Source organism: bacterium (Candidatus Blackallbacteria) CG13_big_fil_rev_8_21_14_2_50_49_14 (assembly GCA_002783405.1).
Classification (GTDB): domain Bacteria; phylum Cyanobacteriota; class Sericytochromatia; order UBA7694; family UBA7694.
Window position 1 is genome coordinate 83,733 of the sequence record PFGG01000021.1, and the last position, 22,646, is coordinate 106,378.

General features: G+C 49.7%; 22 protein-coding genes. 11 read left to right on the plus strand and 11 right to left on the minus strand.

Annotated elements, in window-relative coordinates; genetic code table 11:
• Window positions 1-9: 9 nt before the first annotated feature.
• The 3 genes from COW20_05150 to COW20_05160 all read left to right on the plus strand — a co-directional run bounded on the left by COW20_05150 (window position 10) and on the right by COW20_05160 (window position 4,353).
• Window positions 10-606, plus strand: coding sequence for a hypothetical protein (locus COW20_05150; GenBank protein PIW49788.1), 597 nt, complete (start codon window positions 10-12; stop codon window positions 604-606).
• A 120-nt stretch (window positions 607-726) separates the two neighbouring features.
• Window positions 727-2,220 (plus strand): hypothetical protein, encoded by a 1,494-nt coding sequence (locus COW20_05155; protein ID PIW49789.1) that lies wholly within the window; start codon window positions 727-729, stop codon window positions 2,218-2,220.
• A 147-nt stretch (window positions 2,221-2,367) separates the two neighbouring features.
• Complete coding sequence (locus COW20_05160) at window positions 2,368-4,353, plus strand: hypothetical protein (protein ID PIW49790.1); 1,986 nt, start codon at window positions 2,368-2,370, stop codon at window positions 4,351-4,353.
• A 32-nt stretch (window positions 4,354-4,385) separates the two neighbouring features.
• Here the strand turns inward: COW20_05160 and COW20_05165 are convergent, their stop codons facing one another.
• Complete coding sequence (locus tag COW20_05165) at window positions 4,386-5,219, minus strand: hypothetical protein (protein ID PIW49791.1); 834 nt, start codon at window positions 5,217-5,219, stop codon at window positions 4,386-4,388.
• A gap of 817 nt (window positions 5,220-6,036) precedes the next feature.
• The gene (locus COW20_05170) at window positions 6,037-6,264 is read right to left on the minus strand and encodes a hypothetical protein (protein ID PIW49792.1); all 228 of its coding nucleotides are present in this window, start codon (window positions 6,262-6,264) and stop codon (window positions 6,037-6,039) included.
• A gap of 474 nt (window positions 6,265-6,738) precedes the next feature.
• Here COW20_05170 and COW20_05175 point away from each other — a divergent pair, with 474 nt between their 5' ends.
• The 4 genes from COW20_05175 (at window position 6,739) to speD (ending at window position 12,787) form a co-directional block, all read left to right on the plus strand.
• A complete protein-coding gene (locus tag COW20_05175; protein ID PIW49793.1) occupies window positions 6,739-8,457 on the plus strand; it encodes a hypothetical protein in 1,719 nt (572 codons plus the stop codon).
• Window positions 8,454-9,755 carry a hypothetical protein gene (locus COW20_05180; protein PIW49794.1) on the plus strand — a complete coding sequence of 434 codons (1,302 nt, stop codon included), beginning with the start codon at window positions 8,454-8,456 and terminating at the stop codon, window positions 9,753-9,755. Before COW20_05175 ends, COW20_05180 begins: the two co-directional genes overlap by 4 nt.
• A gap of 126 nt (window positions 9,756-9,881) precedes the next feature.
• Window positions 9,882-11,714, plus strand: a complete 1,833-nt coding sequence (locus COW20_05185; protein ID PIW49795.1) for an ABC transporter permease — start codon at window positions 9,882-9,884, stop codon at window positions 11,712-11,714.
• A complete protein-coding gene (gene speD, locus COW20_05190) occupies window positions 11,711-12,787 on the plus strand; it encodes an adenosylmethionine decarboxylase (protein ID PIW49796.1) in 1,077 nt (358 codons plus the stop codon). The genes COW20_05185 and speD overlap by 4 nt, the downstream gene beginning before the upstream one ends.
• A gap of 1 nt (window position 12,788) precedes the next feature.
• Here speD and COW20_05195 read toward each other — a convergent pair whose 3' ends face one another.
• The gene (locus COW20_05195) at window positions 12,789-13,721 is read right to left on the minus strand and encodes a hypothetical protein (GenBank protein PIW49797.1); all 933 of its coding nucleotides are present in this window, start codon (window positions 13,719-13,721) and stop codon (window positions 12,789-12,791) included.
• Here COW20_05195 and COW20_05200 point away from each other — a divergent pair.
• On the plus strand, window positions 13,720-14,781 hold the full coding sequence (locus COW20_05200; protein ID PIW49798.1) for a hypothetical protein: 1,062 nt from the start codon (window positions 13,720-13,722) through the stop codon (window positions 14,779-14,781). The two genes, COW20_05195 and COW20_05200, sit on opposite strands and share 2 nt — an antisense overlap.
• Window positions 14,782-14,787: 6 nt before the next feature.
• Window positions 14,788-15,411, plus strand: coding sequence for a hypothetical protein (locus COW20_05205; GenBank protein ID PIW49799.1), 624 nt, complete (start codon window positions 14,788-14,790; stop codon window positions 15,409-15,411).
• 9 nt (window positions 15,412-15,420) lie between these two features.
• Here COW20_05205 and COW20_05210 read toward each other — a convergent pair whose 3' ends face one another.
• On the minus strand, window positions 15,421-16,731 hold the full coding sequence (locus tag COW20_05210; GenBank protein ID PIW49800.1) for a Xaa-Pro aminopeptidase: 1,311 nt from the start codon (window positions 16,729-16,731) through the stop codon (window positions 15,421-15,423).
• 12 nt (window positions 16,732-16,743) lie between these two features.
• Entirely contained in the window at window positions 16,744-17,079 is a 336-nt protein-coding gene (locus COW20_05215; GenBank protein ID PIW49801.1) for a divalent-cation tolerance protein CutA, read from the minus strand.
• Between the two features lie 70 nt (window positions 17,080-17,149).
• Here COW20_05215 and COW20_05220 point away from each other — a divergent pair, with 70 nt between their 5' ends.
• Both COW20_05220 and COW20_05225 read left to right on the plus strand, forming a co-directional pair.
• Window positions 17,150-18,082, plus strand: a complete 933-nt coding sequence (locus COW20_05220) for a hypothetical protein (protein ID PIW49802.1) — start codon at window positions 17,150-17,152, stop codon at window positions 18,080-18,082.
• Between the two features lie 381 nt (window positions 18,083-18,463).
• Window positions 18,464-18,763, plus strand: a complete 300-nt coding sequence (locus tag COW20_05225) for a hypothetical protein (GenBank protein PIW49803.1) — start codon at window positions 18,464-18,466, stop codon at window positions 18,761-18,763.
• A 62-nt stretch (window positions 18,764-18,825) separates the two neighbouring features.
• On the opposite strand, the gene COW20_05230 is transcribed toward COW20_05225, so the two are convergent.
• The 6 genes from COW20_05230 to COW20_05255 all read right to left on the minus strand — a co-directional run.
• Window positions 18,826-20,379 (minus strand): hypothetical protein, encoded by a 1,554-nt coding sequence (locus COW20_05230; GenBank protein ID PIW49804.1) that lies wholly within the window; start codon window positions 20,377-20,379, stop codon window positions 18,826-18,828.
• The gene (locus COW20_05235; GenBank protein PIW49805.1) at window positions 20,380-20,826 is read right to left on the minus strand and encodes a hypothetical protein; all 447 of its coding nucleotides are present in this window, start codon (window positions 20,824-20,826) and stop codon (window positions 20,380-20,382) included.
• Between the two features lie 115 nt (window positions 20,827-20,941).
• Window positions 20,942-21,421, minus strand: coding sequence for an NUDIX hydrolase (locus tag COW20_05240; protein ID PIW49806.1), 480 nt, complete (start codon window positions 21,419-21,421; stop codon window positions 20,942-20,944).
• Window positions 21,422-21,432: 11 nt separating this feature from the next.
• Window positions 21,433-21,972 (minus strand): bifunctional (p)ppGpp synthetase/guanosine-3',5'-bis(diphosphate) 3'-pyrophosphohydrolase, encoded by a 540-nt coding sequence (locus COW20_05245; protein PIW49807.1) that lies wholly within the window; start codon window positions 21,970-21,972, stop codon window positions 21,433-21,435.
• An 8-nt stretch (window positions 21,973-21,980) separates the two neighbouring features.
• Complete coding sequence (locus COW20_05250; GenBank protein PIW49808.1) at window positions 21,981-22,445, minus strand: hypothetical protein; 465 nt, start codon at window positions 22,443-22,445, stop codon at window positions 21,981-21,983.
• 9 nt (window positions 22,446-22,454) lie between these two features.
• Window positions 22,455-22,646: hypothetical protein (locus tag COW20_05255; protein PIW49809.1), on the minus strand; the 192-nt coding region annotated here is incomplete at its 5' end.

Here is a 22,646-nt window from a genome sequence, read left to right on the forward strand (position 1 = left end):
GGTTTTGCAATGCAAATATCTGAAATGATTCGCCCGATTTATATGCCGACCAATACAGCTTTAATAGCCTCAGATACGGGCACGACTCCGCCTCCTGCAAGCCCCAATCCAACAGTGAATCCCTACAATACCCATGTTGATGGCCTGATTACCTCCACGATTTTTGGGGGCATTGCCGGAAAGAATATGGGCAAATTGGTTTTCAATAATGGCCAACCAGCAGGTTCTGGCCTGGATTCTGTTCTGAAAAATTCCTATCTTCGCCAGGCGGGCATCAGTGCGGGCATTGGCGCCGGTGTTTATGGGGGCATGTCTGTTCTGAAGCAGGGCATTGGCATGATGAGCGGCAAACAGGATGCCGCCGGTGCTGCCGCGAATATTATTACCGATACCCTGCGCGGGGGAGCTGCCGGTTTAGGCGCTTCTGCTGGCGGTGGTCTGACAGGCCTGGCCATGCGGGCCATGGGCATGACGGGAACCTTTGGCACGATTGTGACCTTTGTGGGCGGTGCGATTGGAGCCACCGTGGGGGGCAGTCTGCTCGAAGCCACAGGCGCACGTGAGGGTCTGATCAAAGCCTTTGGCTCAACCAAAGCTGCCGCCTGATTCTGTGAAAGTTTTTTCAGCCCCATACCCGGTATGGGGCTTTTCTCTTTTCCCGACAAATAAGTGTCTTTGTTACTCCTGCTACAGTCATTCAGGGCAGGCTGGCGTAAAATAAAGCCTATGCGAATTTTAGAATGGTTGACCGGTGCGCGCCGGGGTGAAATAGCCCAGACCCTATACAGTTTTCTGGCTTTGTTTTTTTTGCTGCTCTCTTATTATTTGGTCAAACCTCTGCGCAATTCTCAGTTTTTGAGCAGCTTTGATCCCAATATTCTGCCCTTGTTTTACCTGATTACCCCGATTATTTCGCTGATTGTGACCAAGATTTTTAACCATTTCTGCGATCGGATCCCCAAATACCGTCTGATGGTTTTGACGTATTTTCTGTTGATGGCCTGTAAATTGGTTTTCCTGGTCTATCTCCCCCTGGGGGGGAAAGTGGCAATGGTGATCTTTTATTTCTGGGCTTCAGTATATTTTCTGCTGGCGGTGGCCCTGCTCTGGAGCTGTATCAACACGATTTTTTCGCCCGATCAAGGCGAGCGCAGCTTTGGTTTTGTTGCCTTGGGAGGAACCATTGGCAATATCTTTGGGGCTGTGGTTTCGAGCTGGATTGCGCGCAGCCCCTTTAAGGACCAGGCGCTTTTGGTGGCTTCACTGGCCATGGGAGCTGCCTTGGGTTTGATTCTGCTGGCAATTAAAACCCGTGAAGCCAAACAGGATGCTGTGGAGCATGCCCCCGCACAAGACCAGGAGCTTTCACATCGTGTCTCTTCACGCGGATGGGCTGATTTGGGAGAATTGTGGATCAATCGCTATATTCGCGGCATTGCTGTGATGGTCTTTGCCTTGGCGCTTTTCAATACTGTGGTGGATTTTCAGAGCCAGAAAATGATCGATACCACCTATTCTGAATCCAATTACGCCAGGCATTTCGCTTGGCTGCAAAAGCCCCCTGCTGAAGGCCAGGCATTTTTACAAAATCTGCGCCAAATGCCGGTGAGCGAACAGCGACCTGCGATGCATAAATTCATGAGCAAGACGCCTGCTGATGCGCCCCGTTTTGAAAAAGCGTGGAAAGCCTATACCGATCAAAAAGAAACAGATATGCGCGATTTCTTTTCTCGCACCTATACGTATCAGGGGATTTTGGGAGCCTTTCTCTTGTTGGTAATTTCACGCCTGCTCTTTCGCCATGTGGGTTTGCGTTTCTCTACCCTGATTTTACCTGTCTTTTCTCTTTTGGTGGGTTTGGCCCTGTTTTTTCCCTTGGAAATTATGGTCTTGCAGGTTTTGATGGTGGTCGGCGGATCGCTCAATTATTCTCTGAACAATGCTACCAAGGAACTGCTCTATACCGTGACCTCTGAAGACGCGCGCTTTAAACTGAAACCCTTGATTGAAGGGCCGGTGATGCGTTTTGGAGACGTTTCTGCCTCCTTGATCAAATTGGTTTTGGGGTTTGTGCTGGTCAACCTGCTGAAAAGCCCAACACACTATGCAGATTGGTTGAGCCTGGTTCTGGCGCTGGGGGTGGTAGCTTTCTGGATGGTGACCATCAGCTATACGGGTGGGCACTATGATCAACTCAAACGCAAGAAGTCTTCAGAATAAAGACTGTCAAAGCTTTTTCGCTTCATTGCAAAAATTAATATTTTGAATACTTCCCATTCTTAAAATCAGCCTCTAAAATAGACAAGTTTTTTCTCAATTGATGAACTGACTGTGTTTATTTTGGTTGCTTGTGAATGGGGCGCGTTGATGGATTTTAACCAATTCTTAGAAACTGCTTTGCGTCTGCATCAACAGGGAAATCCTGCTGATGCAGAGCGTCTCTATCTCATGCTGCTTCAGCAGCATCCCGAACATGCTGATGTTTTACACCTTTTGGGTATGGCCCGGGCCATGCAAGGCGCTCTGGAGCAGGGCATTGCCGATCTTCAAGCCGCCATTCGTTTGAATCCCCAGGCCCCTTCTTATCACAACAACCTGGGCCAATTGCTGGAGCAGGCAGGCCAGAGAACAGCTGCGATTCTTCATTTGGAGCGGGCTTTGGCTTTGGATTCGGGTTATTTTGAGGCTGCCAATAATTTGGGCAATCTGCTCTTTCAAAATGGTGATTTGCAAGCTGCCAAGCGGGCGTATTTGAATGCTTTAAGCCTTTCGGCCCCCCCCGAACGGCGGGCGCAGTTGCAAATAAATCTGGCCCGGCTTTGCACCCAGGAGGGCAGTTTTGAACCGGTGGTGACGCTGTGTGCAGAGGTTTTGGCTCAGCTTCCCAATTTTCTACCGGCTTTGCACTTGCAACTCGATGCCCAGCTCAAACGCCCTGATTTCTTTGCCGCGATTGAGACCGCTGAACAGATCTGGCAGTTGGAGCCCCTGCCTGAAAACGGATTGCGTCTGCTCTCGCTTTTGCCCCCCCCGATTTTTCAGGACGCTGATGATCTGGCTTATTGGCGTTCGCGTTATCAGACGCTTTTAGATCAGCTTTCGGGGCCCTTGGCTTGGAGCGGCCGCCCCTTGCGGATCGACAATACGCCTTTTTATCTCAGTTATATGGGGCGCAATGATCGCGATCTGCTGACGCAATTGGCGACGATTTACCGCCAGATTCTGCCGGAACACCCGCCCCAGGGGCCGGTTAAAACCCAACTCAGCCCGCATCAAAAACGGATTGGCTTCTGTTCGCTGCATTTTTACAATCATTCAGTGACCCATTGTTTTGAGGGCTTGATTCAGGCCTGTGCAAGCCAGGCAGATTTTGAGGTTTATCTTTTCAGCATGGAAAGAGCTCAGCAGGATGCGCATACCGAAAGGCTGCGCTCAGGGGTGAAAGAATTCAGGGTTTTGCCCGATGACGAAGCGGCGGCCAGAGAAAGTATTGCCGCGGCTGAGCTGGATATTTTGATCTATCCAGATATTGGTATCGATACGTTTACCTGGATGCTGGCCTTTACCCGTCTGGCCCCTGTGCAGATGGTCCTGAGCGGGCATCCGGTGACGACGGGGATTCCCACCCTGGATTATTATCTTTCATCAGAACTTTTAGAAGGCCCAGAGGCTCAGGGCCATTACAGCGAAAAGCTGGTACAGCTCAAGCATATCCCCGTCAACTACAGCCTGCCTGCCTTGCCCGTCCCGTTTAAAAGCCGAAGCGAGGTCTTTGCCGAACTGAATCTGCCTGAAGATCAGCACCTGTATCTTTGCCCCATGATGCCGTTTAAATTTCACACAGATTTGGATGCCCTGTTTGCAGCCATTCTGGAAGGGGACCCCCAGGGCATGATTGGGATTTTTGATTATCCCCTCGCTTTTTTCTCTGAAAAACTTTTGCCCCGTCTTCAAGCGCATTTGGGCTCAGCGTTTCATCGTTTGAAAGTCTTGCCCTGGCTACCGCAGCCGCTTTTTCTCAATTTACTTGCCCATGTCGATGTTGCTTTGGATACGCCGCATTTTGGCGCAGGCAATACGGCTTATCTTTCATTGGGCCTGGGGACGCCGATGGTGACACTTCCCTCTCAGTATCTGCGCGGGCGTTCGACCCTGGCGCTTTATCAGCAAATGGGAATGACCGATTTGATTGCCCAGACCCCAGCTGACTATGTTCAGTTGGCCCTGCGCTTGGGGCAGGATCGTGATTTTCAGCTGCAGATGCGCCAGAAAATTACTGAGCGCAGTGACCTGATCTTTGGGCGCCAGGACGGGATTCTTGATCTGATTGAATTTCTCAGAAACCTGTGCTGAAGCTGTGTTTGAAAGTGCTGATGCCCTGGGCTTTAAAGCTCCAGCGGTAAGCTGCTCAGGCGTGGGTTTTCAGGGTAAGCCTGGGCATAAACCTTGCGCCAGAAGCTGTATTCTTCGGCTTGTTCAGTTTCGCAGGCCAAAAAGAGCAGGGCTTCGAGTACGGTGCTGCCCCAGGCATAGCAGGGGGCCGGTAAGTGGCGAAAGAGTTCCCAGGCGGCTAAAAAAGCGGCACGGGCAGCACGATCATTTTGAAGAATCAATTCGCTTTGGCCCCAATGGCGCAGGGCATGAAAGCGTTCAATCGGGTTGGGGTGCTCTAAATCCTGAGCCAATAAATGGCGGTAGGCCTTGACCTTTTGGGCTGAAAGTGGGGAAATTCGGGGGGCATGTGCCAGTTCGATATGATTCAGGGTTTGGTAGGGCAGTTGGCCACTGGGGTCCCAGGGAATTTCATGCACCCGGCCCAGATAAACCACTCCGCGGTGGTTGGGGAAAAGCACGGCTTTGCGACTGGGGGGCTGATCGGGGGCCTGTTGCCAGCGCAAGGCATAGATCGCGGGGGGCGCTTGCTTGAGAAAGGCTTGAAGAGCTTGGCTGCTTTCGGGTTCAAGCCATTCATCGGCGTCGATATTCAGAATCCAATCGCCTTGTGCGGCTTGCAGCACCTGGTTGCGGGTCTGGGCGAAGTGGCCTGACCAGGGGCGCTGCAGGATCTGGGCGTTGAAAGCGCTGGCGATTTGCAGGCTCTGATCGCTTGAACCGGTATCCAGCACAATGATTTCGCTGGCCAGGGTTTGCAGGCTTTCCAGGCAGCGGGGCAGGCTTTCGGCCTCATTTTTAATCATCAAACAGGCAGAGAGTGACATTGGGCTCACCTTTAAGCTTCTGCTTCTATTAAACCCCAAGTGCGGATTGTTTTAATAGAATCATTTATTGTTAAAAATTCTAAAGAATTAAGACAGTATTTTGAGTAAATACTTTTATTGTAAAGAAATAGGGTGAGTTAGTGCTTGATTTTGTTTGCGGCTTTTAGACTTTGATCTGCATGATTATGTATGACAAATGTATAAAGAAAATTCTACAAATACAATAATTTGTTGACAAAATCTTTAAAATCTTTTGCTAAACTATTGAGCAACCTACTTGATGCCTTGATGGAGTCTGACCTATGCCATACAATCGTTCTCGCCTCTCGCCTCTCGCCTCTCGCCTCTCGCCTCTCGCCTCTCGCCTCTCGCCTCTCGCCTCTCGCCTCTCGCCTCTGGGCGTGCTTTGCACTTAACCAAAGCGATTAAACCTTTTACGGCCAGTGTTCTGGCCAGTCTGATGCTTTTTTCTTGTATAGCTCAGACCCCCAGCTTGAACAGCTCAAGACCCCGACAAGGGATTCAAATCAAAAGTCAGGCGGCATCTGCCCATTCTTTGATTCCCACAAATACGGCCTTGGTCAAAGGCATTTCACCTGAAGTGTTTTCCCCAGCCGGTTTTCAGGCGCTTTCGGCCCCCCAGCCGATCAATTGCCCTTCAGATTATCAATACTATGGCTATGCTTGTGCACAAACGGGTCTGATTACGGCTTTAAATGTATCTCTGGGCTTCTTTTCTGTGCCTCCCCCCACACCAGCAGGTGACTCTCTTTCTTTGACTTCTTCGGGCCTCTATTCACGAATTGTTGAAGGCCAGTCAGGCTATTACTATGGTGTAAATGTGCTCGAAACAGGGGTCAATGCCCAGAATCAACCCATTGCAACCCGGCTGGCTCTCGGTCTGGGAGTAAATGCCTGGGATCTGGGCTTGCTTCATGGCGGTTTTAGTCGAAATGTTTCTGGTTCCATCGAACTGGTCAGCAGTGATGGCTTGAATTTTACGCTGGATACCAGTCGTTCCTGGCCTGCAGGGTTTGGCTTCCATTACCAATCAGACACCGATAAGCTGACCGATGGTGGTGAGGTTTGTGTTGAAGGCTCTTGGGGCATCAGCAATAACAGTATGTGGGTTAACTCTGCCAGTGGGGTTTGGAATCCTACTGAATCCAAAGCACAGTTTCAACTGAGTATTTCAGGCACGGCTCAAGGGGGAACCGCTGTTTTTGTCAGTGCTGATGGCAAGAACAGTTGCTCAAATTATGTCGCGGGAGGCCCCTCTACAGCGAGTATTTCACTCGAAGTATATTTACCTCCTCAGCCAGATCCCCAACCTACGCCCACTCCCACCTCTTCGCCCACGCCAATCCCTACCCCTGTTCCTACGCCTACGCCCTGTCCAGCGGGGCAGGTTTGTCCAACGCCGACGCCTTTACCGACCCCCTCCCCCAGCGCATCGGGTGGCAATGGAGATAATTGCGAAAATCAGCCTCCGATTCTCCCCAGTCAGTTGCAATCACTTATGCAGATCGGCAATCCTGTTTCTTTGAATTCTCAAGCTGTTCAAAATCTTGTCACGACTCAAAGCCAGCTCAAGACTTTGCAGAGCGAAATGCTGGCACAAGGACTTGCTGTGCCAGGAACATTCGTTCTTCAGGCAAAAAAGGAGACTGAAGCAAATAGCCTTCAAACCCGTTATCTGGCTTTACAGGCTCAAGCCCTGCTAGAACGTCAAGAGCTTGAAAATATGCTGGCCCAGCTCAATACCCAGCTTTCGTCTTTTCAAAGTGCTTATGCCAGCCTGAATCAAGCCTTGGTTTTACCTGCTGCCACCCCCAGCAGTTTAAAAGACTGGCAAACTGAAACCGAACAACGCCTGACGCAGATCCAGACCCTCAGCCAGGAACTGACCACACCTGCGATTTTGGCTGCGACAGAGCAATATGTGCAAATTCTGGATCTTGAACGTCAGTTAATCAGCGACCTGCTTTCAGCGTCACCCATTCTGAGCCGGGGGGATGCTTCCAATCAGGCTGCGCCAGTGCATGCACAACTCAAGCAGTTAAATGCACACATGCCCCAAGCCTGGTCTCAGGTTCAGCAGCAGTTTACGCAGACTGAGCAAAAAGTGAACCAGTTACTGCAGGCCCTGGATCTGCCTGCTGGCACAGACCTTCGGGCTTACGCGGATCAACAGGAAGCTCAGATTTTGGAAAGCATTGCTGAGGCAGAAGAGATTCTGGCGGGTTTAGAGGCTCAGTTGCAGTCTGATGCAGAGGGATTCAGCGTTCAGGCCAATAATAATCAGGCTCAGCAGAGAAATGCGCTACAAAAGGCCATGGCTGCTGTGGAAACGACGCTTACTGAGATGAAAGATGCAATCAGTCAAGGTGCTTTTTCAGGCGCAACAGCATTGGCGTCACGATTGAAAACTCAAATTGCCCAGCTTCAGACTTTGGCTCAGCAATATGGCCCCCAGGCATTGGCTCAGGTTCAGCAGTTTTATCAGAAGATGGATCAGATTTTTTGGTGGATGCCGGGTTGGCAGTTGTCTGCGCAGGTAAGAAATGCAATTTTTAAGGCTTGTGCAGTACCTTCAGGCAATGGGGGGACTACCATGAGTGATCAAGAGTTGATAAATTGTGGGAATAAAATGGTTGATGCTTTAAATCAAATGAGAGGAAGAACGGCAATAAAGGAACTTAAATTAGGTTTGAAAAAATTGAGAGATAAAGTTAAAGATTCTGGCATTAATAATTTAACAAATAATCCCGGTGATGATAGTGCTCGTCAATCGTTAGTGGGCTATATTTATCAGAGTAAAATTACCCTAATGAACAGAAATCAAGTTCCTGGGGCTGAAACACTTATTAATATTGAAAAAGTGTTCTACGATCAATACAAAAACTTTATTGCTGATATTGATTTGATTTATGGGCCGGAAACGAATGGTGTCGCTGTTGCTTTTGGTCAAGTCAAAACAGGTAACTTTCAAATTCCAAAAACCAATGGCTTTGAAAAATTTGAGAAACAAGCTGAAGAAACATTTACTGCAGCAAAAACAGTAAATCCAAAAGCTGCAAGAGCTAAATTTTACGTGGATCAAGCGGGGCCGTTTATAACTGAAATGCTAAGAAATAAAGCCATTATACACGGTGTTCCATTTGATCCAGCCTCAGATCTTCTGACTCCTGAAACATTGGGTATGAGTATGAACGATTGCGAATTACCCTCTCCATGAATATTCTGGATTTTATAGACAAACATCAGTTCACTCTGCCTGTGGTCTCAGATATTGCACTCTTTTACCCTTTGACTTGGGCGATAGTTGAACAGTATCGGGATAAGCTGGATTGGAATCTATTGTTATTGAATCCCCATCTGGATTGGGAGATAGATGAGCTGGAGCGCCAATATAAAAGCCTTAAGAAAACTCAGAAAATTGAGAGTATTTTTCGTTCTCTAAATGATAAATTAACCCATCTGCCTTGGTCAGAACGTTTGTATTTTCTTTTTGATCCAGAGCAACCTGATTTTCACCATTTTAGTAGCAATGAATATATAAATTGGACTGCTGAGCTGATTGAAAAGTATCGGGATAAATGGGACTGGCGTGAATTGAGTTTAAATGAAGGAATTCCTTTTTCGATTGAAATTCTCCAAAAATTTCAACATCTTTGGATTGGCGGATTGATAAGTCAAAATGATAAATTAAAATTTTCCATACCTTTGATTGAATTTTTTTATGATTTTGAAAACTTCTGGGTTTTTGATTTTTTAAGTTCTCAAGAAAATTTTGTTTCACACAAAGAGTTGTTAATCCATTATCGAGAACGGATCGATTGGGAGCAGGTTTGTAAATACTCTTCCATTTTTGCCGATCCTCTGCAAATTGAAGCCTTTCGTGATGTATTGGTGCCTGCTTCTCTGCTTATGAATCCGCATGTTCGCTCTTTGAGCAAAGCATTTATTTATCAGGTGCTTGAAGAAAAAAGGCAGAACAAAGCTCAAGAGCATTACTTCTGGCAAAACTTTTCAGAGAATGCTTGTTTTGCGTGCTTACTGGTATCGGCTCCAGATCTTCTGCATGATTTTGCAACTGAATTGAATTTTAAGGGCATAAGTTCTAATCGTTATCTCCCGAAGAATAACCCTCTGATTGAAACGTTCAGTTCGCGTTGGGACTGGCAGATTTTGAGTGGGCATGTGTTCTATGAGCAGCAGAACCAGACATATATTGGTTGGTCGATGGCACAGATTGAGCAGTTTTCCGATCGTTGGAATTGGGATGCTCTTTGTTCGGGAGCCTTTGTTGACTGGGAACTGCCAATGGTTATCAAGTACTTGGAACGCATGCCGAAGGGTCAGATTCTCAAGCATCCCAGGTTGGCCCTGAGTGAGGAATTAATGGATCTGTGGGATCGGTATTTTGATGAAATAGAATGGGATTCTCCTTCTTCCATGAGAGGCGCAACCAGTTTGCTCAGTGAAGATCAAATAGAGCAGATTTTACAAAACGCCCCAGATTTTTCGGCCTGAAGAACCTGAGCTGCCCTTTCAAATCTTTCAAAGGCGGGCCGCAATCCGGGACTTGGCCTTCAATCTGCTGATTTCACAGCTTTTGCCCCAAAGATTTTTTCTCAAACGATGCCTTCGACTTGAAACATGGCTTACAATACCCCCATGAACGCACTCTCAAAATTTACAAAAACTCTGACCGGAGCTTTTCGCTTCAGCTTGCCAGCTTTAAAGCTGGTCTGGCAGACGGCTCCCCTGCTGGCGGTGATGTACGGCCTGTGTACCCTGCTGGCGGGTTTGGTGCCTGCCGGTATTGCCTATACAGGCAAACTTCTGATCGACAGTGTTTTGGCTGCAGCCCAGCAGGGCAGCGAGGCAGCCCGCCAACAGGCTTTGTTTTTTGTGGCCCTCGAGGGCGGCCTGGTGATTACCCAGTTTGGCCTGCAAAAGGGCATTCAGATCTGTCAGTCTCTGCTGCGGGCTTTGCTGGGCCACAAGGTCAATGTACTGATCCTTGAAAAAGCCCTGCTGATGTCCTTGCCGCAGTTTGAAGACTCTGAATTTTACGACCGCCTGACCCGTGCCCGCCGCGAGGCTTCGAGCCGTCCCCTGGGCCTGATCAACCGGCTCTTTGGTTTGGTGCAGAACACCATTTCTCTGATCACCTATTGTGGTCTGCTTTTGGCGTTTTCACCCTGGGCCGTTTTGCTGCTGGCCCTGGCTGCGATTCCGGCCTTTATTGCCGAAACCAAGTTTTCGGGCGATGCCTTCAGGCTGTTTAGCTGGCGGGCTCCCGAAAGCCGTGAGCAGACCTATCTTGAAATGATGATCGCCCGTGAAGACTATGCCAAGGAAGTTCAGCTTTACCAATTGGGGCCGCTGTTTTTACAGCGTTACAAGGATATTTTTCAGAAAATCTTTGGCGAAGATCGGGCCTTGACCTGGAAGCGCAATATCTGGGGCTTTTTCTTGGGCGGCTTGAGCACCCTGGCGCTCTATGGGGCCTATGCCTGGACCGTCCTCGAAACCATTGCCGCGCATCTTTCCCTGGGAGAAATGACCATGTACCTGCTGGTCTTTAAACAGGGGCAAGCTGCCTTTGCCAGCAGTCTGAACGCCATTGGCGGCATGTTTGAAGACAATCTTTACCTGTCTACACTCTATGAATTTCTCGACCAGCCCACCCCAGGTTATACGGGCAAGGCCCAGGCGGGGCCCCTGCCCGGAGACGGGATTCGCTTTGAACAGGTCAGTTTTCGCTATCCTGGCGCAGACAAGCTGGCGCTTGAAGCCATTGACCTGCACCTCAAACCGGGACGCAAACTGGCGCTGGTAGGTGAAAACGGCTCAGGCAAAACCACCCTGATCAAATTGCTGACCCGGCTCTATGAGCCTGAAGGGGGGCGGATTCTGCTCGATGGTTTGGAGCTGAAAGACTGGGATATTCAGGCCCTGCGCGATCGTGTGGGCGTCATCTTTCAGGATTTTGTGCGCTACCAGATGGAATTGGGAGAAAATATCGGGGCGGGTGATTTGCAGGATTATTATAACGAAGCCCGCTGGGAAGAAGCAGGCGAAAAGGGCATGGTCACGTCTTTTCTCGACGAATTGCCCGAACGCTACCATACCCAATTGGGGCGCTGGTTTAAAAACGGGCGTGAGCTTTCGGGCGGACAATGGCAGCGCATTGCCCTGGCCCGTGCTTTTATGCGCCACCGCGCAGATATTCTGGTGCTGGATGAACCCACCTCGGCCATGGATGCCGAGGCCGAAGCCCTGATCTTTGAACGCTTTCGCGAGATTACCCAAAACCAGATGGCGATCGTGATTTCGCACCGTTTTTCCACCGTGCGCATGGCCGATGATATCGTCGTACTGGACAAGGGGCATATTATTGAGCGCGGCAGCCACAGCGAGCTGATGCAGCATGATGGGATTTACGCCCGTCTCTTCGCGCTTCAGGCCCAGGGGTATCTGTGAAAGCCTTTGGGGTTCAGCTGATTGCTGAATTCCTGGATTGCCAGCAATTTCAACTTTTGCAGCACCAAGACACGGTCAAAGCACTCTTGCGTGAAGGGCTGCCTGCCGCCGGTCTGGATTTGCGAGAGCTGGTGGCCCACCAGTTTGAGCCGGTGGGAGTGACCGCCGTGGCGATTATTGGGGAATCGCACGTGGCACTGCATACCTATCCTGAGACCCACCATCTGGCCGTGGATATTTTCACCTGCTCCCCTGGTTCGCCAGGCCCAGAACGTTTATTGGCCTGGTTAAAAGACCGTTTGCAACCCCAGCAGCTACGTCGGGCCGAGATTATTCGGGGCCAGAAGATTACCCTGCAAGAGCAGCATCTGCTGACCGATCTTTCCAAATCGGGGCATGACGTGCGTTACCATGTGCAGGCCACGCTTCTGCATCAGCGCACGGCCTGGCAGGAAATTCGCGTGATTGAAAACCCAAGTTTTGGGCGCATGCTGTTTCTCGATCAGGAACTGCAAATTGCCGAAAGCGATCGGGTGTATCACCAGGCCTTGGTCGAGCCTTTGCGGGGTCAGGCAGGTATTCGCCAGTTGGCGGTTTTAGGTGGGGGAGACGGTGGGGTGCTGCAGGAATGCTTCCGGCACCTGCCTGAGCTGGAGCGGGTCTATCTGCTCGAATTGGATCCGGCTGTGATTGAGGCCTCCCAGCGTTTTTTAAGCAAACTCTGTGGCCAGGCCTTTGCCGATCCCCGTTTGGAGCTTCGCCTGGGAGAAGTTCTGGCGCAATTGCCAGCACTGCCTGTGCTGGATGCTGTGGTTTCTGACCTGGGGCTCAGCCCTTGGCGGCACAGTGGGCATGCCCAGGAAATCTATCTTGTGCAATTATTGCAGGCTATTCGCAGCCATTTGCGCCCTGGGGGATTTTTGAGTTTACAGGTTGGGCCAGTTTCAGAAGCTCCTTTGCGCCACGCACTTGAAAAAAAATTAAGCGACCTCTTTCAAGAAGTCGCTTTTGAAGAGGGCTTTATTCCCTCATTTTGCGAGCCCTGGGTTTTCGCCCAGGGCCGTGTCCTTTAATTTATTGGTAGAGCCGGTATTCGTGTTGTGCGCCTGCCGTATTGCTTGAACCTTTGCTGCGCAGAACATCCAAAAAGAACTGTGTTGCTTCTCCCCGGCTTTGGCCAGGTTTCAGGCCACTGTGAATCAGTCTATAATCTGACATGGCATCACTGGTGCTGCCAGAACCTTCGGCCCGCAGCAGGCTGAGATAGGTGCGGGTTGCATAGCTGCGATCTTCGCCAGGCTTCAGACTGTTGTGAATCATCTGATATTCAGCTTGGACGTCGCTGGTGCTGCTTGAGCCTTCGGCCCGCAGCAGATCGAGAAAGGTTTGGGTTGCTGTTGCGCGGTTTTCACCTGGGAACAGAGAACGATCGATCAGCTGATAATCTGACATGGCATCGCTGGTGCTGCCCGAGCCTTCGGCCCGCAAGAGAGCGAGGTAGGATTGGCTTGCCTCAGTCAAGCTTTCGTAGGAGCGTTGACTGTTTTTGAGCATGTGAAGGGCAGATTCAGCATCGCTGCTATTGCCTTCGGCGCGCTTAAGCACCTGTAAAACCTGATAGGTTTCACGGGGAGAGGCAGCACCTGCATAGCTGGGTTGGGGCTGAAATTCAAGCGTTTGAACGGGAATGGCCTGGCCTGCGCTGATCTGGGTGGTGACGTTGAGTTGATCTCCTTCGGCAATATTGATGGTCAGATTGCCTTCGTTGTGGATGGTTATTTCCTGTTTGTTGGTATTGACATGAACCGTATTGCTGACGGTTGTTTGAACACTGGTTGGCATGGAACGGTTGGCGCGGATATCACCCATGGGAAAAAGCCTCTTTAGAAAAAGATAAATCAAAGTTATTATACCCATCTTTAAGTAGAATCTTGTGTGCAGATTTTGGGCTGTGCGTTTGCCTGGGTTTTGGGCATAATAGAAAAAAGCGTGGCAAGGGGTTTTCATGTTTCAAGTCAGTTTGAAGTTCAGGGGTCTCAAAAATCTGGGCAAAGGGCTTTTGAGCTTTGGTCTGGTTTGGGGCAGCACTTTTGCTGCCCAGGCCACATCAGTGCCCAAGCCCCTGCTGCCCGAGGGAGCCCGTGTTCAGCCTGATATTTCTGACCCACCGGCCTGGATTGCGCATTTGGCAGAAGCCGATTACCAACCTATTCAAAAAGCCTGTCAGCCTTTCTTCTTACCTGCTCAGGGCGTGCGGCGCGGTACCCTTCTGCTTTTTCATGGCTTTTCTGCCTGCCCACAGCAATTTTGGGGCTTGGCCCCACAGCTGGCGGCCCAAGGGTTTGCCGTTTATGCCCCTCTTTTGTCGGGGCATGGGCGCCAAGCGCAAGGTCAACCCGGTGCTTGGCAGGATACTTCAACGGAGCTTCCAGGTGAAAAGGATTGGCAGCGTTACCAGCGGCAGGCTCTGCAATTGGCTGAGCTCATGCCTTCTGAGGGCCTGCGTGTTGTTGGCGGGCTTTCTGTGGGGGCTGCTGTGGCTGCCAGTGCACTGATTCAAGCCCCCCAAAGCTTTGACCGGGGCATTCTCTTAACGACGCTCTTTGATGTCAATCGTCCCCAGAGCCAGATTTTACCCTTGTTCAGCTCGCTGGTGCCAGATTTTAATACGGATTGGGGGCCTAGTTGTGAACTGGAGCGAGAAGGTGGGCGTGGAGGCTATTGTCAGTTCCGCTTGCGTCATCTGCGTGCTGTGCAGCGTTTGGGCCAAGAGACCCTGGCTCAGCTGAATCAAATTCAGGTGCCCGTGCAGATTGTGGGAGTGGAAGACGATGGCACGGCCAGCAATTTTGCTCAGCTTGAAGCTCATCGGCGTTTGTCCCAGAGTCAGATTTGTTTTTTTCAAAAGGGGGCCAACCATTCTCTTTTTTCGCGTTATGACAGCCCACATGAAGATAAGTTCTGGCTTACTGCACTGGAGCGTATGACCGTGGCCTTTGTTCAAACGGGGCAGTATTTTCATGCCGAGGGTCAGCCTGAGGGGGAACCCCGCTGCTCCCTGGAATAAAGGGCGATGCCTTTTTTTAACTATTCGCTCAATGTTCTTGTTTTGCCGTTCTTGGCGATTTTATTTGGATTTGCCTTGATTCAGATTGATCGTGAAAAGCGTTTTTCAGCCCGAAATCGCAGGCTCATTTTATTCGCTTGGATCGTTTTTTTGGGCTTGATTGTGAGCTATAGTCTGAAAGCTGTTCAGACCCTGGATTTTTTCCGCAGCTTGAAGTCAGCGCAAGTAGAGAATATTAGCTTTTACGATGAAAGTCAGGATTATGCCCGCTGCCGTCCTGAACGGGGCAGTTTGCCTCCTGCCTGCAAGGTTTTGGAACTCACCGATCCCGTAGAGATTCAGGAATTGGTAATCACTTTCAAACAGGCCTTGCCCTATGCTCCCAACCACGAAAGCGCGCGTAAACGTTATTTGCTGCGCATCGGACTGAAATCAGGGGAGGCCCTTTGGCTGATTTTGGGAAAAGGCAACCGCCAGCGTTCCGATACGGCTTGGTTGGAATTTTATAGCCAGATTACCTCGGGTTGGGCTTATGGCGTTTATCTTGATGAGGCACTCTATCAGGTTTTGCTCAAACAGAACCGGCTACCGAAGTGGCAGCCGGTTTCAAAAACGCAGCCGGATAGTTGAGATACAGGCTTAATCCTGCATCAGGGCTTCGATCTGATCCACTTCCTTGACCACGCCAGCGGTCAGGTTGCGGTGACCGTCTTCGGTGACGAGGATATCGTCTTCGATGCGGATGCCAATATGCAGAAATTCATGGGGAATCTCTCCGGCCAGATGGGGCCCAAAATACAGGCCCGGCTCAACCGTCAGCACCATGCCGGGTTCCAGCTTGCGCCAATTGCCATCGGCGTCTTTGTAATCGCCCACGTCATGCACGTCGCCGCCCAGCCAATGGCCGGTTTTGTGCATATAAAACTTTTTATAGCTTTCCTGGGCGATCAACTGTTCGGGATCCCCTTCTAAGAGCCCCAATTCGACCAGACCTTCGGTCAGATGGCGCACGGCGGTGGTATGGGGATCCATAAAAGTATTGCCGGGTTTGACCATTTCAATTGCGGCTTTCTGGGCCTTGAGCACCAGTTCATAGACTTTGCGCTGCACAGGGCTGAATTTGCCGTTGATGGGAAAGGTACGGGTAATATCTGAATTATAGTAACGATATTCTGCGCCGGCATCGACCAGCAGCATTTCACCGTCACAGAGCTTCTGATTGTTTTCGATATAGTGCAGAATGGTGGCATTCAGCCCGCCGCCGACAATGCTGGGATAGCCGGCACGGGACTGCTGTTTGCCAAAGGTATAGTCAATCAGGGCCTGCACTTCGTATTCATACATTTCGGGTTTGACGGTTTTCATGACCTGGGTATGGGCCTCAACGGCAATATCTGCAGCCTTTTGCATCCATTCAATTTCGATCGGCTGTTTGTGCAGACGCATTTCATTGAGAATTTCACCGGGATCATGAACATGTCGGGGGGCAGACACACCGTTTCTGATCTGTTTGCGAACGGCATTCAATGCTTGCAGCACGGTTTTATCAAAGTTTTCATCGTGGCCCAGGGCATAGTAGAGATGCTCGGTATTGGCCATCAGTTCAGGCAGTTTGCTGTCCAGTTGGTCAATTGTATAGGCGGCTTGTGCGCCATAGACCTGGCGAATGCCATCGACCCCCTGGCGGAAACCATTCCAGATTTCTTTTTCAAGATCGCGGGGCAGCACGAACATGGTATAGGGGGTGGGGGAGTCGGGGGCCAGAACCAGTACGGCATCGTGCTCTGTAAAACCTGTTAAATAGCGCAGATAGCTGTTCTGGCGGTAAGGATAATGCACATCATGGCTATAGGTGGCTTGAGGTGCGCTGTTGATAATTACCACGCTTTTGGGGGGCAATTGGGCCAGCAGGCGTTTGCGGTTTTCACTGTGAAATTCCAGGTTCAACATGATCTTCTCCAATTATTCGTTTTCGGCAGGTTCTTCGGTTTGGGCCTGAATCCAATCCAGGTAGGCGGTTAAACCGCCCAGAATGGGCAGGGCGATGATTTCGGGCACTTCGTAGCTGTGCAGGGCCTGGACTCTTTGTGTGAGTTCAGGCAGGCATTTCTGGCGGGTTTTGATGATCAGCAGGTACTCTTCATCATTGCAGATTTGACCCATCCAGCGGTAGGTGGAATGCACAGGCCCAACCCGGTTGACACAGGCCGCCAGATTTTCCTGAACCAGGGCATCAGCCAGTTGCTGGGCCTGCTCCAGCGAACCAGCGGTGATATACACAACGCAGTATTCGGTCACGGCAATTCTCCTTCGCGTGGATCTGCCTCCATTCTAGCACTGCGGCTTGCGCGCGTGTTAAGCTGGAAAAATGATACAAAAAAAAGAATTCCCCCCTTTTCCTGAAGCTTTAGAACCTGAACTTGAACGGCTTTGTCGGGTTTTGGAAAACCCTGAAGCCTTTGATGTGGCCGACCCCTACTGGCCCAAATGGCAGGCCGTCTGGTGGCCGCTGGCTTTTCTGCTTGAAACAGGTCAGCTTAGCAGGCTTTCGCAGGCGGTTTTTGAACGCTTCGCGACCTTGATCGACCAGCATTATCTTCATCACTTTCCCCAGCTCGAAAGTGAGTTACCTGCCGGTTGTGACCCCTACCGTCAGATCATCTGCCATTGCGCTTTGGGCACCGCAATCCAGATCGTGCAGGCCGGGGGGCTCGATCCGTGGCGGATTTGGCCCTGGCTGAGTGAGTGGTTCAGCCATTACCAATTGCCTGATGGGGGCTATAACTGCGATGAACAGGTTTATACCCATTCCCAGCGCGCTTCGCTGGTTTCAACTTTGCCCATGCTCGAAGCCCTGCTGCTCAAACCAGAACGCAACGCGCAAGAAGAAACGCTTTTGAAAAAAGGCCTGGATTCTCTGCTGCGGCGCAAACTTTACCAAAGCTCACAGGGGGCCGTGATTGACCCGCTTTGGCTTCAGCCGCTTTTTCCACGTTTTTACCATTACGATCTGTTGCGGGCCCTGAAGTTTGTCTTGCGTTGGCATCAGCAGCAGGCAGCGCCTTTGCCTTTGGAAGTGTTGGAGCCAGCTTTGGTTCATTTACGTGCTGAAACAGGTTGCCCCACCCCACAGAGCTGGTATCCAGGGCAAGACAAAACCCTTGCTCTCAACGCCGAGGGAGCCTGGAAATTTGGGGCCCCCGTGACGCTTTTTCCGCTGCTGGCGGCCTTTCTTGAAGGGGGCTACGCGCAGGCTTGGATTGCATGGGAGTGGCAGGAAGTGGAGCGGTTACTGGGTTAAGGCGGTTTATTCGTTGAAGATGGGTATATCGTTTGTTTTCTAATTTTGATGGGGGTATTGGGGAATGAAATTCTCTTCTCAATTTTTGTTGGGGATAGTGGCTTTAAATTCTGTGTCTATGCCGGCCTGTTTGGGCGCAGAGTCTGCAAAAGGCCGTCAGTAAAGATCAACCGGAGCAAGTCATTGAATGGTTGAAAGAGCATCCTGAGGACCTGAATCGTTTTGTGATCTGGACAGGTCATTATTTCCCTTTACTGCACTGGGCTGTTTGGAGGGGCGATGTAAATTAGTTCAATTGCTGTTGCTGCAGGGGGCAAACCCCAATGATAAAGCAAGAATGAATGGGAATACAGCTCTCATCGAAGCCTCAGAGAAGGGGCCTTGGAGTTAGTAAAACTCTTGTTAGAGAAAGGGGCTAATCCCAGAGATAAAAACAATGATGGCTTTACTTCTTTGATGGCTGCTGCCTGTAGCGGAAATCTCGATATTGTCAAATTGCTGTTGGAGAAAGGAGCTCGTCTCAGTGATGTAAGTGATTCTGGATATACCTCTCTGATGTGGGCTGCCAGATTTGGTCATCTTGAGGTTGTGAAAGTTTTATTGGAAAAGGGGGCAGACAAAAATATTGAAGATAAAATAGGAAGAACAGCCCTGGGTTATGCTGAGTTCTCTTACAAGTAAAAAGCAATCGAGATTCTCAAATAATGCTTAAGTCAGAATTATCGTAAGCATTTTTCTCTATTTTATTTTTTAGCATTTAACAAATTTATGATAACTTTTTGTTGTGTTTGGATATTTTGAAGGCATTTTGTGATTGCTTGTGCGGGGTGGGGGTGGGTGTTTGTTAGTCCTTGCAGTTCTTGGGTTAGCCATTGAAGCCTTTCTTCCGCGCACATGAAGGCTGTTTTTCCATTTCTGTCTGGCATATCTGGTTTATAGCCTTTTTCAAGGAGAAAAACGACATTTTTCAAGCTGCCCTGTGAACATGCGCATTGTAAGAGTAGATCTGTGTACCTGTTTAAACTAGCGTTTTGTGTTAAATCTTGAGTTTTTTCAAAAAGATATTGCAAGACATCCACCCAATCATTATCAATGACTTGCCAAAAATACAATGCCCAATCAATGTTTTTCCATGAATGTTCAGCACTTACCAGAGCATCGGATAGGGTTGCACTGATCCCAAGTTTGGATAAATATTGAGCCATTTCGATATTTTTATTTGCCTGTGCAGAACGGAGTGCCAGATGTTTTTCCAGGGGGTCGAGAAAGTCGCATTGATCAGATACTTCAAATAAATAGTCTAAAATTCTCAGATTTTTTTTCTTGAGTGCACTCTTAAAAATGATTTTAGCCGAGTATTGATCCAGGTTTAACTGTGCGCCACGCTGAATCAGAAATTGAAAAAAATCATAGTGTCCTTCATTCAAGGCTATGATGGCAGAAGTCCAGCCTTCTCTATTAACATAATTTAACTCAATACCTTTTTCGACAAGATAATATGCAAGATCGAGACGATCAAATTCGATGGCTAGATCGAGGAGCGATTTGAGATTTTCTGAGCCTATTTTTGTGTTGAGTGGGATATCCTGGGGAACTTGACGAATGAATTCTTGTTTGGAAATTGAAGAAAAAATCTGGAATAACTGTTTCATCTTTTGTTCAAGTCTGTAGTTCTCCAAAATAAATTCAATCTCAGCATCTGTGGAATATTCAAGGGTATCTTGTATATAAAATTCCTGATCAAAATTTTCAATATAGATATCTTGTGGAAAAAGTATATGAAGGGTATCCCATTTATAATCAAACCAAATCAGTTCGGCACAATCCGAGAATACTTCAACAAAAAAGGTTTGAGCTTCAGAGTGACTTGTCAAAAAGTCGCTGAGTGAAGAAAGGGGGCATAAAAAAGAGAGGTTTCCCCATTTTTTCCCCACACTCATGGACGTATGAAAATAGTTAATGACCATTTGCGATTGATCTTTTTGTAACTCGATGCAGGAGGAGAGGCGTTTTTTACACTCGAGTTTGGCCTGAAATTCCTGGCTGATGGGTACAATAAGGCTCAGATTGTTTTTCAGGCATTCTGAATCGGACTCAGGATTTTTGAAGCCGTAAGCAAGATAAGCAGGCGTTTGGGTGGTCGCCATGACTCCGCTGATCTCTTTACAGGGCTCCCATACCCTTTGACTTTTGAACTGAGCCCGGGACTGCTCTGTCAGAACAGATAAAAGTTTTTGATAGACTTCATTGGCTTTGTTTGCGGCAAAGGCTATTTCCATGGCGTAATTCAGGCTCATTTATTTCCTCAAATCCAGCATGAAATGGTGGGAACTCAAGTCAAATTGGCCTTGAGCTTTTCCTGCTGCAGAACGCTTTCCCCGCCCAGGGCCTGAATCCATTTGAGTACATCGGCATAGGGAAAGTGCCGCGAAGTTTTCTTGGTGCAGATCGCCATTGAGCACGATTTCACCCTGGAGTCTGTTTTGAATATCTCTTTGCCCGGTTTGAAGCAATCCATTTTTATCTTCAAGCTGCAGATCGAGATTAGCCTGTGCATAGAGCTGGCTCATATCGAGTTTGGGGCGGGCTTTGTCCTCGGCTGCAGGGGCTGTGGTATGGATTTCGCAAGGCTGAAGCGTGCTGGGGTCGGCTTCACAGATCGGAGCTTCAACAGGTTCGGGCCGGCAGACCTGCTCTTTGGGCTGCAGGGGATTGAAAAAGGGGGAATCAATGGGCTGAACCATGGGCCTACTCCTTGCCGGAAAAACTGGGGATAGCGCTTTTATCTGCGGGGATTTGTTTGAACTTTCTGGTTTAAATCTGGATTTAAACAAAAATTGAGGTTTTGAGAAAAGGGTTTCAGGTTTTTTCGACAATATGATGCAGTCCACCATGATTTGCCATTAGCTCGCTGTACAAAAAACCAGGAAAGAGGGGCGCTTGGTCGAGGCTTTCGCAGGGCAGCCACTGAAAAAGATGCTCTTGATGGGCTTCTGCCCGCACAAAGCTGGGCTGGGTCAGCAGGGCATGTTCTGCTGGCAACTTCACCAGATAATAAAAACAGAGTTCATGGTAGCTTTCTTGAGAGACAGCTTCCGTAAAAAAGTTTTCATGCACCCAGCGCAGGTGGGCGCTGTATTCGCTCAGTTCCAGTTCTTCCTGAAGTTCTCTTTGCAGCGCTTCTAAGCTGGTTTCCTGCTGTTTGACCCGTCCCCCCGGCAGGTAGTAGTAGGGGGCCTCTGTTTCTTTCATGGCCAGAATCTGATTGGCATGCAGAATCACGGCGGCGACGCGGTAATTGAAGCGCCCCTGTGGGGTGAGAAAACTGAGATCGCTCATGTCAGTAAGCTTTAGAGATACTGCCCGTAGGCTTCAATTTTGTTTGCCAGACGTTGTGCCAGAAAAGTATTTGCGAAGCCCAATTCTGCAAGAATGATGCGGGCTTCGGCCTGGTATTTGGCGATCTTGGTATGGTCCCAGTGGCTGGGCGGTTTTTGCAGATTGGTAATGCGGTCGGCGAGTTTGACCATGGCGATTTCGGCCTGACCCGTGGCGCGGATCCGGGCCAGGGAATCCTGCATTTGTTCGGCCTTGGCCAGACTTTTGTCTTTGCTCAGGGCGCGTACCCCTTGGCTTACCGCTTGACCAAAACGTGCTTCAAGTGTGCTTTGTGGGGTATCGGTATCTTCCAGTACGTCATGCAAGAGTGCGCATTGCATTGCCAAGTTGACATCCCAATCGCCAGGGGCTTGGGCCCAGGCATGTAAAATTTCCATGGCCACCTGGGCCAGATGCACGGTGTAATTGGCGGGGCTGCTTGGCAGTTTTTGTTCGGCATGAGCTTCGCCTGCAAAACGCAAAGCGTTCTGATAATCTTCGGGATTCCACATCTGGAGTTTTAGGGCGCTTCGCTGGCAGCCTGAGCGGCTCCATAGGTCAGCAGGGCACCCAAGCCGCCGACAGCGGCGGCAGCCATGCCACCTTTGCCCAGATAGGCGGTGGCGGCAGCAGCACCAATCGAGAGCATGCCCCCTACCGCCGTGGTGGCGCGGGCATCGTCAGAAAGTGAACTGGAACTGAGTTGGCCGGCCAGAATGCCTGCTCCTGCGAGGGTGACTCCTGCCGTCAGACCCATCGTGGTTGCGGCTTTAAAACTGGTGATAATGCCGGCAGGAACGGCCAGACCAGCGAGGGCTTTGCCGCCATCCATCACATCGTCTTGCGCAGGGGGCGAAAGCGGGGCGGGCTGATAATGATCCTGGGGTAAAGCCGGCAAGGGTTTGGGCGCCACTCTGAGGCTGGATGCAGGGGCCGGCCGGGGCTCCAAGGGAGTAATGACCTGAATATTTGAATTGACCTGCATGGAAATACCTCATAAAGCTTTCATATCCATATTATCATGAAATTTATCTGAAAACTTGCGATTTTTCGCAATCTTAAGGTCGATTTTGGAATCCAGGAGGCTGTGGGGCTTGGTAGGTAGGTTGCCTGAACTGGTTTTGCGGGGCTTGGTAGCTGGGTTGCCTGAACTGGTTTTGCGGGGCTTGGTAGCTGGGTTGCCTGA